The organism is Variovorax sp. YR216 (genome assembly GCF_900107745.1).
In the GTDB taxonomy this organism is placed as follows: Bacteria; Pseudomonadota; Gammaproteobacteria; order Burkholderiales; family Burkholderiaceae_C; genus Variovorax.
In genome coordinates this window covers 48,220-61,036 of sequence record NZ_FNRO01000002.1, presented here as the reverse complement: position 1 = coordinate 61,036, position 12,817 = coordinate 48,220, and the positions used below count along the sequence as shown (strand labels likewise).

General features: G+C 65.6%; 11 protein-coding genes. 7 read left to right on the top strand and 4 right to left on the bottom strand.

Annotated features, from left to right (window positions below; all coding sequences use genetic code 11):
• Positions 1–23 precede the first annotated feature (23 nt).
• Genes BLW05_RS05090 through BLW05_RS05080 form a run of 3 tightly spaced genes read left to right on the top strand, consistent with a single transcriptional unit; the run spans position 24 to position 2,532 of the window.
• On the top strand, positions 24–605 hold the full coding sequence (locus BLW05_RS05090; RefSeq protein WP_093160634.1) for a Maf family protein: 582 nt from the start codon (positions 24–26) through the stop codon (positions 603–605).
• Positions 602–1,369, top strand: coding sequence for an SAM-dependent methyltransferase (locus BLW05_RS05085; protein WP_093160631.1), 768 nt, complete (start codon positions 602–604; stop codon positions 1,367–1,369). Before BLW05_RS05090 ends, BLW05_RS05085 begins: the two co-directional genes overlap by 4 nt.
• 14 nt (positions 1,370–1,383) lie before the next feature.
• Entirely contained in the window at positions 1,384–2,532 is a 1,149-nt protein-coding gene (locus BLW05_RS05080; RefSeq protein WP_093160629.1) for an MFS transporter, read from the top strand.
• A 1-nt stretch (position 2,533) separates the two neighbouring features.
• Here BLW05_RS05080 and BLW05_RS05075 read toward each other — a convergent pair whose 3' ends face one another.
• From BLW05_RS05075 to BLW05_RS05060, 4 genes are read right to left on the bottom strand one after another with little or no spacing between them, the layout of a single operon-like run.
• On the bottom strand, positions 2,534–3,577 hold the full coding sequence (locus BLW05_RS05075) for a S49 family peptidase (RefSeq protein WP_093160626.1): 1,044 nt from the start codon (positions 3,575–3,577) through the stop codon (positions 2,534–2,536).
• Between the two features lies 1 nt (position 3,578).
• Entirely contained in the window at positions 3,579–3,944 is a 366-nt protein-coding gene (locus BLW05_RS05070; protein WP_093160624.1) for a Rieske (2Fe-2S) protein, read from the bottom strand.
• Between the two features lie 10 nt (positions 3,945–3,954).
• Entirely contained in the window at positions 3,955–4,623 is a 669-nt protein-coding gene (locus BLW05_RS05065) for an HAD-IA family hydrolase (RefSeq protein ID WP_093160621.1), read from the bottom strand.
• Positions 4,616–5,680, bottom strand: coding sequence for an RluA family pseudouridine synthase (locus tag BLW05_RS05060; protein ID WP_093160619.1), 1,065 nt, complete (start codon positions 5,678–5,680; stop codon positions 4,616–4,618). Before BLW05_RS05060 ends, BLW05_RS05065 begins: the two co-directional genes overlap by 8 nt.
• Positions 5,681–6,206: 526 nt before the next feature.
• Between BLW05_RS05060 and BLW05_RS05055 the strand changes: the two genes are divergently transcribed.
• The 4 genes from BLW05_RS05055 to BLW05_RS05040 all read left to right on the top strand — a co-directional run bounded on the left by BLW05_RS05055 (position 6,207) and on the right by BLW05_RS05040 (position 12,809).
• Positions 6,207–9,173, top strand: coding sequence for a ribonuclease E/G (locus tag BLW05_RS05055; protein ID WP_093160616.1), 2,967 nt, complete (start codon positions 6,207–6,209; stop codon positions 9,171–9,173).
• Positions 9,174–9,653: 480 nt separating this feature from the next.
• The gene (locus BLW05_RS05050; protein WP_093160614.1) at positions 9,654–10,376 is read left to right on the top strand and encodes a sugar transferase; all 723 of its coding nucleotides are present in this window, start codon (positions 9,654–9,656) and stop codon (positions 10,374–10,376) included.
• The gene (locus tag BLW05_RS05045) at positions 10,373–11,812 is read left to right on the top strand and encodes a mannose-1-phosphate guanylyltransferase/mannose-6-phosphate isomerase (RefSeq protein WP_093160611.1); all 1,440 of its coding nucleotides are present in this window, start codon (positions 10,373–10,375) and stop codon (positions 11,810–11,812) included. The genes BLW05_RS05050 and BLW05_RS05045 overlap by 4 nt, the downstream gene beginning before the upstream one ends.
• A 31-nt stretch (positions 11,813–11,843) precedes the next feature.
• Complete coding sequence (locus BLW05_RS05040) at positions 11,844–12,809, top strand: GDP-L-fucose synthase (protein WP_093160609.1); 966 nt, start codon at positions 11,844–11,846, stop codon at positions 12,807–12,809.
• Positions 12,810–12,817: the final 8 nt, after the last annotated feature.

Below are 12,817 nucleotides of genomic sequence, written 5' to 3'. Positions count from 1 at the left end.
ACCGCTCGCGCACAATCGCGGCCATGCAACGCCAAGTGATCCTCGCCTCGACCTCGCGATACCGCCGGGAACTCATGCTCCGCCTGCATCTGCCCTTCGAGGTGCAGGCGCCGGAAGTCGACGAAACCCCGCTCGAGGGCGAAGCGCCACGCGCGCTCGCGCAGCGGCTTGCGCTCGAGAAGGCCCGCGCTGTCGCGCGCCGCTTCCCGGAAGCCGTGGTGATCGGATCGGACCAGGTTGCCGACCTTGCCGGCGAGCCCCTCGGCAAGCCGGGGGACCATGCGCGCGCATCGGCACAGTTGCGCCGCATGCGCGGTCAGACGCTGATCTTCCAGACTGCCGTGGCCGTGGTTTGCCAGGCGACCTCATTCGAGCAATGCGACCTCGCGCCCGTGCGTGTGGTCTTCCGCGACCTCAGTGACGCAGCGATCGAACGCTATCTCGTCGCCGAACAGCCCTATGACTGCGCCGGGAGCGCCAAGAGCGAAGGCCTGGGCATCGCGCTCCTCGACGCCATCGAGAGCGACGATCCAACCGCACTCGTCGGCCTGCCGCTGATTCGCACTGCCCGCATGCTGCGAGCCGCTGGAGTCGACCTGCTGTGAACGACCAGACCCACGGCAAGCTATACCTCGTCCCTGCCCCGCTGGACTTCGGGTGCGACGAACAGCCGGATATCCAGGAAACCCTGCCGCTCGGCACGCTGCAAGCCGCCGCACGCATCACTCACTGGATCTGCGAGAACGCCAAATCGGCGCGCGCCTATCTCAAACGCATCGACGTGGTCACGCCCCTTGCGGCACCGCTCCAGGCGCAGCAGATCCAGGAACTTCCGCGCGAGGTCCACAAGAAGGGCGATCACGGCGGGCAGTTCGACGCCCGACCGCTTCTTGCCGCGGCGCTCAACGGCCATGACATCGGGCTGCTCAGCGAAGCCGGCATGCCTGCCGTCGCCGATCCCGGTTCGTCCGTCGCCAGGGCCGCGCACGAACTTGGCATCACGGTCGTGCCGCTCGTCGGCCCCGTGTCACTGCTGCTCACGCTCGCCGCCAGCGGGCTCAACGGGCAAAACTTCGCCTTCGTCGGCTACCTGCCGCAGGACGCGGATGCTCGAATCCGCCGGATCCGTGAACTGGAGGCGCTGGCACTCAAAACGGGCCAGACCCAGCTCTTCATCGAAACCCCGTACCGAAACGCCGCACTGCTGCAGGCCCTGACGCAGACGCTGCAGCACAACACCCGTCTGGCAGTCGCCAGCGGCCTGACGCTCTCATCATCCCGGATTCGCAGCCACACCGTGAAGGCATGGCGCGCAATGCCAGGCCCGCAGGACGAACGCATGCCAGCCGTGTTCGCGATCGGTCGCTAGGCCCGCGCTCGACGATGACGGTCACCTCCGCACGGATGCGCTGGGCCTCGCGCGCGCAATTCTTCTGCTCCGGTTTCGTCTTTGCCACGTGGGGCGTGCATATCCCCACGGTGAAGGCGCACTACCACGTCAACGAAGCGCAACTCGGCTTCGCGATGCTCGCCGCGGGTGTTGGCGCATTGCTGGGCCTGACCCAGGCAAGCCGCTGGATCGGCCGCCACGGTGCGCGCCGCATGGCGGCGGTCTGCGGTTGCATCTACGCGCTCCTGCTCTCCAGCCTGCTGCTCGCGCCAAGCTTCATCGCCGTGCTCGCATTGCTCGCCGTATTCGGCATCGCGACGAGTGTGTTCGATGTGGCCATCAACACAGAAGCCGCGCAGCTGGAATTGCGCATCGGAAAGCCGCTGATGAGCGGCATGCACGGCATGTTCAGCCTCGGCGGGATGGTCGGCGCGACCAGCGGAGGCGCTGCAATCGCCGCAGGCATGGTGCCGCAGCACCACTTGACACTCGTCGCCGTTGCGATGGCGCTCACGATCGCGCTTTCATCGCGGTGGATGCTGCCGAAGGAGGCCACTGCGTTTCCGCGCTCCGACGAGGGCTTTCGCCTGCCGCGCGGCGCCCTGGCCGTGCTGGGTCTTCTGGCCGCGCTGGGCCTGATCGCCGAAGGCGCGATCTACGACTGGAGCGTGCTGTACCTCCAGCAGGAACTCGGCAGCGCGCAGCAACAGGCGGCGCTTGCCTATGGGAGCTTCTCTGCGGCCATGGCACTGGCGCGATTCGGCGGCGACGCGATGCGGGCCCGATTCGCACCCGCCGTGCTTCTGCGCGGCAGCGCGCTGCTGGCTGCTGCTTCGATGACGCTCGTCCTGATCACCAGCAATTCCTGGGTTGCGCTCGCCGGATTCGCGGGGGTCGGCGTCGGCTTCGCGAATGTGGTGCCAGTTCTTTTCGCGGCATCGGCGCGCGTGCCAGGGGTCGAGCCGGCGCAAGGCATTGCGGCGGTTTCGGCGGCGGCTTATCTGGGCTTCATGGCGGGGCCGCCGATGATCGGCTTCCTGGCGCAGATCAGCTCGTTGACCGCCGCGCTGTACGTGGTGGTGGCCTTTGCGGCAGCGCTCGGGGCTTCCGCGCGCTACGCCAATTCGGCCGACTCGGCCTGATTCACCGCAGCGCCGGCGCCGTGCGCAACGCGCGAACCGACGCATCGCCGAGGGCGGCACCGAATTTCTTCGCCAGCTTCTCGGCCACGTTGTCGCGGCGGGTGTAGTCGATGAGTTCTTCGGCCTTGATCACTTCGCGCGCGACGTAGTCCACGTTGCCGAGCTGGTCCGCCAGGCCGAGCTCGATGGCCTGCTGGCCGCTCCAGAACAGCCCACTGAAGAGGCCCGGCGAATTGACCTTGAGCCGATCGCCACGACCGGTCTTCACCACGTCGATGAACTGCGTGTGGATCTGGTCGAGCATCTGCTGCGCATGCGCGCGCTGGGCGTCGCTCATCGGGCTGAACGGGTCGAGGAATCCCTTGTTCTCCCCGGCCGTCAGGAGCCTGCGCTCCACGCCGACCTTCTCCATGATCCCGGTGAACCCGAAGCCGTCCATCAGCACGCCGATGCTGCCGACGATGCTGGCCTTGTCGACGAAGATCTTGTCGGTCGCTGCCGCGATGTAGTAAGCGGCAGAAGCACAGGTCTCCTCGACCACCGCATAGATCGGCTTGTTGTACTTGGCCCGCATGCGCTTGATCTCATCATTGATGATGCCGGCCTGCACCGGGCTGCCGCCCGGCGAATTGATGAGCAGGATCACGCCCTTGGCGCCCTCGTCCTCGAACGCGGTCTTCATCGCCGCGACGACGAACTCCGCGCTCGCATCGGCGCCGTCGGCGATTTCGCCCTTGATTTCAATCACGGCGGTGTGCGCCGTCGTCTTGGCCGCCGTCTGCGAACCTCGCGCGATCACGAACCACGTCAGCGCGACGAAGAAGGTCAGCCACGCCAGGCGTGTGAAGGTCCGCCAGCGGCGCGCGGCTCTCTGTTCCTTGAGCGCGGCGAAGGCGAGCTTCTCCAGCGTCGCGCGCTCCCATCCCGGTTGCTGGGTCGGGTCGTTTCTCGACATGTTTCTCGAGCCCCCCTGGGCGGTTGGTGAAGGCGCGGCGCGATCGAAGGGTTCGAAACCTTCGGGCTCCGTGCGGTTTGAATCTGTCATGTCAGAAAGCGAGAGGTTGGAGGTTCCAGTCAGTATGCCAGTGCACGACACCGTCACGCTCGCTGAGCGCGATCTTCACCAGGCCTCCGCGACACGGGCCGCCGACGCATTCGCCGGTGTCGGGCTTGTAGACCGCGCCGTGCGTCGCGCAGAGGAGCCACTGACCGCTGTCGTCGAAAAAGCGATCGGGCTGGAAGTCCAGCTCCATCGCCACGTGGCTGCAGCGATTCAGGTAGGCATGCGCGACTCCTTCGAACCGGACAGCGAAGGCGCGGCAGGTCTGCCCCGCATGCACCACGTCGAACGGCACGGCGCGGCCCCCTTCGACCAGCTCACCAGCATTGCACAGAGGAATGCACTCGCTCATGGCCGGATTGTCATGCGTTCCCCAGTAGCCATTCCGCGAGGCCGGACACCGAATGCGCCACATGCAGCGGCGAAAGCGGCTCGAAGCCACCCGGCTCGTGCGCCCCGTAGCTGACGCCGACGCTCGCACAGCCAGCGTTGATCGCGAGTTGGAGGTCGTGCGTGGTGTCCCCGATCATCAGCGTGCGCTCAGGCGGCACGTCGAGCTCGTCCATGAGTTCCAGCAGCATGCGCGGATGCGGCTTGCCGAAGGTCTCGTCCGCCGTACGCGAGGCATCGAATCGATCGCGCAACGCGACCGTGGCGAGCGCCTCGTTCAACCCCCGGCGCGACTTGCCGGTGGCGACGGCGAGCAGATGACCCCGCGCGCGCAGCGCATCCAGCATCGGGAGCACGCCGTCGAAGAGGACGACGTCGTCCTGGTGCTGAAGGTAGTGGTAGCGGTAGCGCGCGCCCAGCTCCGGATACTTTTCGCGCGGAACATCGGGAGCCGCCTTGGCAAGCGCCTCGGCAAGCCCGAGGCCGATCACCCAGGCAGCGTCGCTCTCGCTGGGCCTGGCGCCCCCCACATCGACCACAGCGGCCTGAATGCAGCGGACGATGAGTTGCGTGGAGTCATAGAGCGTCCCGTCCCAATCAAAGGCGATCAGATCGAAACGGCGGGAGCGTGGGTCAGTCATGAGGCGTTGTCGATAGATGGGCAGCGAGCACCTCGAGCGCCTCCGGCGGCATCAGCGCATTCAGCTCCGCCGGAAGATCGGCCTGCAGCGCCATGCGCTGGTGGCTCGCGGGATGGGTGAACTGCAGGCGCCATGCGTGCAGGAACATGCGTTTGAGGCCGATCTTCTGCAGCGCACGGTTGCGCTCGAAGTTGCCGTACTTGTCGTCCCCGGCGATGGCGTGGCCGGCCGAGGCGAGGTGAACCCGGATCTGGTGCGTCCTGCCGGTCTTGATCGTGACCGCGAGCAGCGACACCGGTTCGGCGTCGGCCGACAGATTGAAGCGGGCGAGCACCTTGACCAGCGTCACGGCCCGCATCGCATCCGGGTGATCCTTGGCCACCACGCGCACGCGCCTCTCGCCCGCATCGGCCCCGCCAGCCGCGCCCGGCAACAGGTATTTCGCAAGAGGCGCGTCGAGCACCTTCTTGTTCGTCGGCCAGTTCCCCTCGACCAGTGCGAGATAGGTCTTTCCGGTTTCGCGGTCGCGGAACTGGTCCTGCAGCGCAGTCAGGGCCGACCGCTTCTTCGCGACCAGCAGGATGCCGGAGGTCTCCCGGTCCAGCCGGTGCACCAGTTCGAGAAAGCGGGCCGCGGGCCGCGCCCGCCGCAATTGTTCGATCACGCCGAAGCTCACGCCACTGCCGCCGTGCACCGCGACGCCCGAGGGCTTGTTGATGGCAATCAGCGCGTCGTCTTCGTGCAACACGGGGAATTCCCGAGGTGGGGCGGGCGGCGACGCGCCCTCTTCCGCACGCGCGGCGACCCTCACCGGGGGCAGGCGCAAAACGTCGCCTTCGGAGAGCCGGGTCTCCGCCTGCGCTCTGCCTTTATTGATACGCACCTCGCCCGAACGGATGATCCGGTACACGTGCGTCTTCGGCACACCCTTGAGTTGACGGAACAGGAAATTGTCCAGTCGCTGCCCGGCAGAATCCTCGTCAACCCTGAGAAAGCGAACTTCCGCCGCCCCGGGGCCTGGCTTCGCACCTATAATATTTTTCACCAGCGCGGTCATGTAAGTGCTTGATTAATCAGAAGTTTAGAGCACTGCACGGGGCGCTGCGAGGTCGATGCCGCTTTGATGTCGAGTCCGCAGGCTACGCGCAAGTGCGCAAGGCGGCAGGCGCTTCATCCGAGTCAAGCCGACGCCCACGAAACACCATTACGGAATACCCAGCCGGCAGCTCCAGGCTTCCGGCGGATCGAAGCGAGTACCTTGTGTTGATGCTGCTGGTTCAACTTGTCCTGCGCTGGCTGATGCCGGCGAGCACAGGCATTGAGCCACCAGCCGTGCGCATCACCATTGCGCCACTGGCTGTCGAAAAGATAGCAAGTCAGCACCCGATCGGGCTCGCACCCATCCACGCGCCCCCGCACTGGCCCGCATTGAGCTGAATCTCGATGCGGCTGCCGGCGTTTGCGCGGCAGTTCAAGCCAGGGCATAGCGGCAATTCCTTCGTTTCGCGGCGCGCCGTCCGTGCATCGTTAGGTCCGTCATGGACCGGTAAGACGAGACGAAACATTTAGAAGGACAACGCATCATGAAACGGATGCTGATCAATGCCACGCAGGCCGAAGAACGCCGCCTGGCAATTGTCGACGGGCAAAAGCTCCTCGACTACGAAATCGAGATCGAGGGACGCGAGCAGCGCAAGGGCAACATCTACAAGGCCGTCGTGACGCGCGTCGAGCCGTCGCTGGAAGCCTGCTTCGTGGACTACGGCGAGGACCGCCACGGCTTCCTCCCCTTCAAGGAAATCTCCAAGCAATATTTCGCCGAGGGCGTTTCGGCCAGCCAGGCCCGCATCCAGGACGTGATCAAGGAAGGCCAGGAACTGGTCGTCCAGGTCGAAAAGGAAGAGCGAGGCAACAAGGGCGCCGCGCTGACGACCTTCATCTCGCTGGCCGGACGCTACGTCGTCCTGATGCCCAACAACCCGCGCGGCGGCGGCGTGAGCCGGCGCATCGAAGGCGACGACAGGGCCGAGCTCAAGGAAGCGATGGACCAGCTCGAGTACCCGAAGGGCATGAGCATCATCGCGCGCACCGCCGGCATCGGCCGCTCGGCGCCCGAGCTGCAGTGGGACCTGAACTACCTGCTCAAGCTCTGGACCGCCATCGACGGCGCCGCCAAGGGCGGCAAGGGCGCCTTCCTGATCTACCAGGAATCCTCGCTCGTCATTCGCGCGATCCGTGACTATTTCAATCACGACATCGGCGACATCCTGATCGACACCGACGACATCTACGACCAGGCGCAGCAGTTCATGGCGCACGTGATGCCGGAGCACGCAGCCCGCGTGAAGCGCTACCGGGACGACGCGGCGCTGTTCAGCCGCTTCCAGATCGAGCACCAGATCGAATCGGCCTACGCCCGCACGGTGCAACTGCCCAGCGGCGGCGCGATCGTGATCGACCACACCGAAGCGCTGGTCTCGGTCGACGTCAACTCGGCCCGCGCGATCAAGGGCGGCGACATCGAGGAAACCGCGACCCGCACCAACCTCGAAGCCGCTGACGAAGTCGCGCGCCAGATGCGCCTGCGCGACCTGGGCGGCCTGATCGTGATCGACTTCATCGACATGGACGAGTCGAAGAACCGCCGCGAAGTCGAAAGCCGGCTGCGCGAAGCGCTGCGCCAGGACCGCGCCCGCGTGCAGTTCGGCTCGATCAGCAAGTTCGGCCTCATGGAAATGAGCCGCCAGCGCCTGAAGCCGGCGCTCTCCGAAGGCTCTTCGATCCCCTGCCCGCGCTGCGGCGGCTCGGGCCACATCCGCGACACCGAATCGAGCGCACTGCAGATCCTGCGCATCATTCAAGAAGAGTCCATGAAGGACAACACGGCGGCGGTGCACGTCCAGGTGCCGGTCGAAGTGGCCTCCTTCCTGCTCAACGAGAAGCGCACCGAGATCGCCAAGATCGAACTCAAGCAGCGCGTCAGCGTGCTGATGGTGCCCAACAAGACGCTCGAGACGCCCAACTACAAGCTCGAGCGCCTGAAGCACGACGATCCGCGCCTCGACCACATCGACGCCAGCTACAAGATGGCCGATGAATTCGAGGACCCGACCTCGGTGACGCGCCGCTCGCAAGAGCCGACGAACAAGCAGACGCCGGTGATCAAGGGCGTGCTGCCGGACGCACCCGCGCCTGTCGTGGCCCCGAAGCCCGAAACGGCGCAGGCGCCCGTCGCAGCACCGGCTGCGACAGCTGCCGCTGCCTCAGCAGCACAGGCCAAGGCGGCCGAAACGGGCTTCTTCGGCTGGATCAAGCGCGTCTTCGGCGCCGCGCCCGCCGCTGCGCCTGAGCCCGCACCGATTCCCGTCGAGGCACCGAAGCCGCGCCGCGATGGCCGCGCAGGTGGCCGCGACGGCGAGGGACAGCGCGCCCAACGTGATGGCGACCAGCGTCGCGGACGCGCCGAAGGCCGCAGCGGCCGCGATGGCGAGCGTCGAGGCGGTCGCAACGGCGATCGCCGTGAAGGAGGCGAACGCCGCGAGGGCCGCAACGAAGCCCGCGCTGAAAACCAGGCACGCGAGCCGCGCGAAGCGCGCCAGGGCCGCGAAGGCGAGCGCCGCGGCCGCGGCGGCGAACGCCGCGAAGGCGAAGGCCGCCAGCAGCCCGTGGAGGCGCTGGACGCCCAGCTCGAAGCCCAGGCGCTTGCGGCAACCGGGGCAGCCAACGATTCCGCCATCCCGACCGAACGCGCGCCGCGTGGCCGCGGCGAACGCCGTGATCGTGGCGAGCGTGGCGCGGAAGCGGGACGCGATCGCAGCGACGACGCTGCGCGTGAACCCGGCGCAGAGGTGGCCGAAGGCGGCGCATCCGGCGAGCGCGCCGGCCGCGGCGGCCGTGAAGAACGTGCACCGCGCGGCGAGCGAGGCGAAGGCCGCCGCGAGCGCCGCAATGACGGCGCTGCGCGTCCTGAACTGTCTCCGGAGCAGTCCGTCGCCGAAGCGAGCGGAGCATCGCCCGAGGAGCAAGGCGCCGAGGCTGCACCGCGCCGTGAAGGCGAAGAGCGTCGAGGCCGTTCGCGCGACCGGTACGGCCGTGATCGCCGCGAACGCGCTCCACGCGAGCAGGCCGAGACCAACGGGGCCGTCTCCGCGGAACGTCCAGCAAGCGAAGATCTCGCCCCTCAGTTGCCCGCGGCACCCCAGCTTGCAGAAGCGATTGCCGTGCCGCGAGCGCAACCGATCGTGGTTCCGGCGAGCGCCGCACCCACCCGCGCGATGCCCAAGATCCAGCCCTTCGTCCTGCCGTTGGACGAACTGGCCCAGATCGCCGAAGGCTCCGGGCTGCAGTGGGTGAACTCCGACGCCGACCGCGTGGCGCAGGTCCGCGCCGCGATCGCGGCGGAGCCCAAGCCGGTCCATGTTCCCCGCGAGCGGCCGCCGGCCATGGTGCTTGACGACGGTCCGCTGGTGCTGGTCGAAACGCGTCGGGATCTCGCGGGCATCGTGCTGCCCTTCGAGAAGGCAACGCAGGACGCAAGCCCCAGTCCCTGAACCAAAGGGGCCGCAGCTGCCCCTTTCTCTGAGCCATAAGAAAAAGCCCGGTGTGTACGCACCGGGCTTTTTTCATGCGTGAGCGCCCGCTCCCGAAGCGCCGTGCCGGGTCAGCCCCTCCTGGCGCCTGTATCGAGATTTCGCGGGCGATGCGACTTGTGATGCTGCACCGCACAAGAAAAGAGCCTGCACAAAGTCACGTTTCGCCAAACGGCGTATGTAAACAACACATTCAGGCCCCTCCGCATTAACATGTTGTTAAACAAAAGGACTACACTTAATCGACGCATGCTGCATTGCATCAACCGCAAAGCAACCGCACCACACAGAGACAAAGACTAGACCGTTTGGCGGACGATGTAGCGCTTTTGTTGACACGACAGCGACCGCAGCATATGTTCAAATTCTTGCGAATAGTAGTAAAGCGTTACACTGGAACGCCCTCTGATTGAAGCAGTACCCGTTACGGGAGAATTTCAAATGTTTCGTTCTGACTCGACCGCAAACGGCAACGTGGTCCGACGTTTTTCTCCCGACGGGGGCGGTTCTTCGGCACCTGCAACGTATGCACAGCCGCGCCGACTGTCCTACTTCGAACGCACCGCCAAACGGTCGATCGACATCTTGGGTGCGCTGACGTTCTTCGCCCTGTTCGGCCCGCTCTACGTCATCGTTGCATTGAGCGTGGCGATCAGCATGGGCCGCCCGGTCCACTTCTGGCAGAACCGGCTCGGCGAGAACGGTCAACGCTTCCGCTTCTACAAATTCCGCTCGATGGTGCGGAATTCAGAGGACGTCCTGGATGAGTTCCTGAGCCGGAACGACATGGCCCGCACCGAGTGGGACACGTTCCAGAAGCTGGAGAAGGATCCACGGATTACGCCGATCGGCATGTTCATCCGCAAGCTGAGCCTGGACGAACTCCCCCAGTTCTGGAATGTCCTGAAGGGTGACATGAGCCTCGTCGGACCACGCCCCTGCATGGAGCGCCAACGGAGCCTCTACGGCAAGGGATGGGAGCACTACTGCGCCGTGCGTCCGGGCATCACCGGCTTGTGGCAGGTGAGCGGTCGCAACAGGCTTTCCTACGCACGCCGCGTGGAGCTCGACGTCGAATACGTGTGCAACTGGTCCCTCTGGCTGGACATCAAGATCCTCTTCAGGACCGTCCGCGCAGTGGTCAGCGGAGAGGGTTCGCGGTGACAGCCGTTCACCCCGTTGTTCTCTGCGGGGGTAGTGGCACGCGGTTGTGGCCGCTCTCGCGCAAGACGCTTCCGAAGCAGTTCGTTCCGCTCGTCGGTGACAAGAGCCTGCTGGTGCTCACGCTCGAGCGCCTTCGAAAGCTCAACACCGAAGTGACCTGCGTGGCATCGGAAGAGCACCGGTTTCTCGTGCAGGAATGCGTGGATGCAGCGCAAGTGACCGGACGGCAACTGCTCGAACCGGTCGCCCGGAACACCGCCGCTGCGATGGCCGCCGTGGCACTGCTGAGCAAGCCGGACCAGTTGCTTCTCTTCGCGCCTGCGGATCATCACATTCCCGATGTCGATGGTTTCGCCGAGACGATCCGCAAGGGCATTCCCGCTGCGTTGCGCGGTCATCTGGTGACATTCGGCGTCGAGCCGACCTTTCCCAGCACCGCGTACGGCTACATCCGCCAGGGCACGAAGCTCGATGGGCCGTTGGCCGAGGAAGCAGGTCACACGGTGGCGTCGTTCATCGAGAAGCCTGCGGCCGCACGTGCGGAGCAACTGCTGCTCGAAGGAGGAAACTTCTGGAACGCGGGGATCTTGCTCGTGCAGGCCAAGGTGCTGGTCAAGGCACTGGAAACGCATGCGCCGGACATTCTCGAATCCTGCCGGGCAGCCACTGCGGCGGTCGAGGTCGATGGCGACTTCCTGCGCATGGAGCGGTCCGCCTTCGAGCACTGCCGCAGCCAGAGCATGGACTACGCGGTTCTCGAGAAATCCGATCAAGTCGCGGTCATCCCGTTCCGCGGGCGCTGGACCGACGTCGGCAGCTGGAATGCGGTGGCCGAACTGCACGACCTGGATTCGAACGGCAATCGCATCAGCGGCAATGGCTTTGCGATGAGTTCGGCCAACACCTTCATCCATGCGCCCATCCGTCCTGTCGTGACGCTGGGCACCAAGGATCTGCTGGTGATCGACACGCCGGACGCATTGCTGGTGGTGCACAACGACTGCGTCGAACAGGTCAAGGACGTCGTCGCACTGCTCACCGCCAAGGGCCAGAGCCAGGCGGTTCGCCATCGCCGCGTCCCGAGGCCCTGGGGTGCTTACGACAGCATCGACGACGGCGAACGCTTCGCGGTCAAGCGACTCACGGTGAAGCCCGGTGCCCGGCTCGCGCTCAGGATGCACCACCATCGCGCCGAGCACTGGGTTGTCGTGAAGGGCGCGGCCCGGGTGACCTGCGACGGCGATGCCCAGCTCGTGAAGGAAAACGAGTCCATCTACATCCCCGTGGGCGCGGTCTACCGCCTGGAGAACGCCGGCAAGACCACGCTCGAAGTGATCGAAGTCCAGACGGGCAGCTACCTGGCCGACGACGACATCGTTCGTTTCGACGACGAAGACGGCATGGGCTCCGACGCCAGTCAGCGCAAGCTCGCGTGATCCTCATCCGCGAACATCGAGGTGATACTGAATGAACGAGTTCCAGAAGCCCATCTTCGTGGCGGGTCATCGCGGCATGGTCGGAAGCGCGATCGTGCGCGGTCTTGCCAGCAGGGGCTACACCAACATCATCACCCGCAGCCGCGCCGAGCTTGACCTGACCGACCAGGCGCAGGTCAGGGCCTTCTTCGCCAAGGAGAAGCCCCAGGAGGTGTACGTGGCGGCAGCCCTGGTCGGCGGCATTCATGCCAACAATACCTACCCGGCCGAATTCATCTACTCGAACCTGATGGTCGAGGCGAACGTGGTCCACGAATCGTGGCGCACTGGCGTTGCCAAGCTGCTGTTTCTGGGATCGAGCTGCATCTATCCGCGCCTTGCCGCCCAGCCCATGTCGGAGGACGTGCTTCTGACCGGCAAGCTCGAACCGACCAACGAGCCCTACGCGATCGCCAAGATCGCAGGCATCAAGCTGTGCGAGAGCTACAACCGCCAGTACGGCTGCGACTACCGCAGCGTGATGCCGACCAACCTCTATGGGCCCGGCGACAACTATCACCCGGAGAACAGCCACGTGCTGCCGGCGATGATCCGCCGCTTCCACGAGGCCAAGATGTCGGATGCGCCATCGGTCGTGATCTGGGGCACCGGCACGCCCAAGCGGGAATTCCTCTACGTCGACGACCTGGCCAGCGCATGCGTCCACATCATGGACCTTCCCCGAGAGGTCTATGCCGCGCACACCGAGGTCATGAGCAGCCACATCAACATCGGTTCGGGCGAGGACCAATCGATCGCCGAACTCGCCCAACTGGTGAGCGACGTCGTGGGATACCAAGGCTTGATCCAGTACGACACGAGCAAGCCCGACGGCACTCCGCGCAAGCTGCTCGACATCTCCCGCATCCGCCAGCTCGGCTGGATGCCCAGAGTGCCTTTGCGCGAAGGCGTTGCCAAGGCGTACGAAGATTTCCGCAGCGAAGAACTGGTCGCGTGAGCGGGGAT

What these genes read in the sequence shown, in the direction of transcription:
- BLW05_RS05090 (WP_093160634.1), top strand. Translation starts at nt 24, where the DNA reads ATGCAACGCCAAGTGATCCTCGCCTCGACCTCGCGATACCGCCGGGAA.
- BLW05_RS05050 (WP_093160614.1), top strand. Translation starts at nt 9,654, where the DNA reads ATGTTTCGTTCTGACTCGACCGCAAACGGCAACGTGGTCCGACGTTTT.
- BLW05_RS05060 (WP_093160619.1), bottom strand. Translation starts at nt 5,680, where the DNA reads ATGACCGCGCTGGTGAAAAATATTATAGGTGCGAAGCCAGGCCCCGGG.
- BLW05_RS05065 (WP_093160621.1), bottom strand. Translation starts at nt 4,623, where the DNA reads ATGACTGACCCACGCTCCCGCCGTTTCGATCTGATCGCCTTTGATTGG.
- BLW05_RS05055 (WP_093160616.1), top strand. Translation starts at nt 6,207, where the DNA reads ATGAAACGGATGCTGATCAATGCCACGCAGGCCGAAGAACGCCGCCTG.
- BLW05_RS05070 (WP_093160624.1), bottom strand. Translation starts at nt 3,944, where the DNA reads ATGAGCGAGTGCATTCCTCTGTGCAATGCTGGTGAGCTGGTCGAAGGG.
- BLW05_RS05040 (WP_093160609.1), top strand. Translation starts at nt 11,844, where the DNA reads ATGAACGAGTTCCAGAAGCCCATCTTCGTGGCGGGTCATCGCGGCATG.
- BLW05_RS05080 (WP_093160629.1), top strand. Translation starts at nt 1,384, where the DNA reads ATGACGGTCACCTCCGCACGGATGCGCTGGGCCTCGCGCGCGCAATTC.
- BLW05_RS05075 (WP_093160626.1), bottom strand. Translation starts at nt 3,577, where the DNA reads ATGACAGATTCAAACCGCACGGAGCCCGAAGGTTTCGAACCCTTCGAT.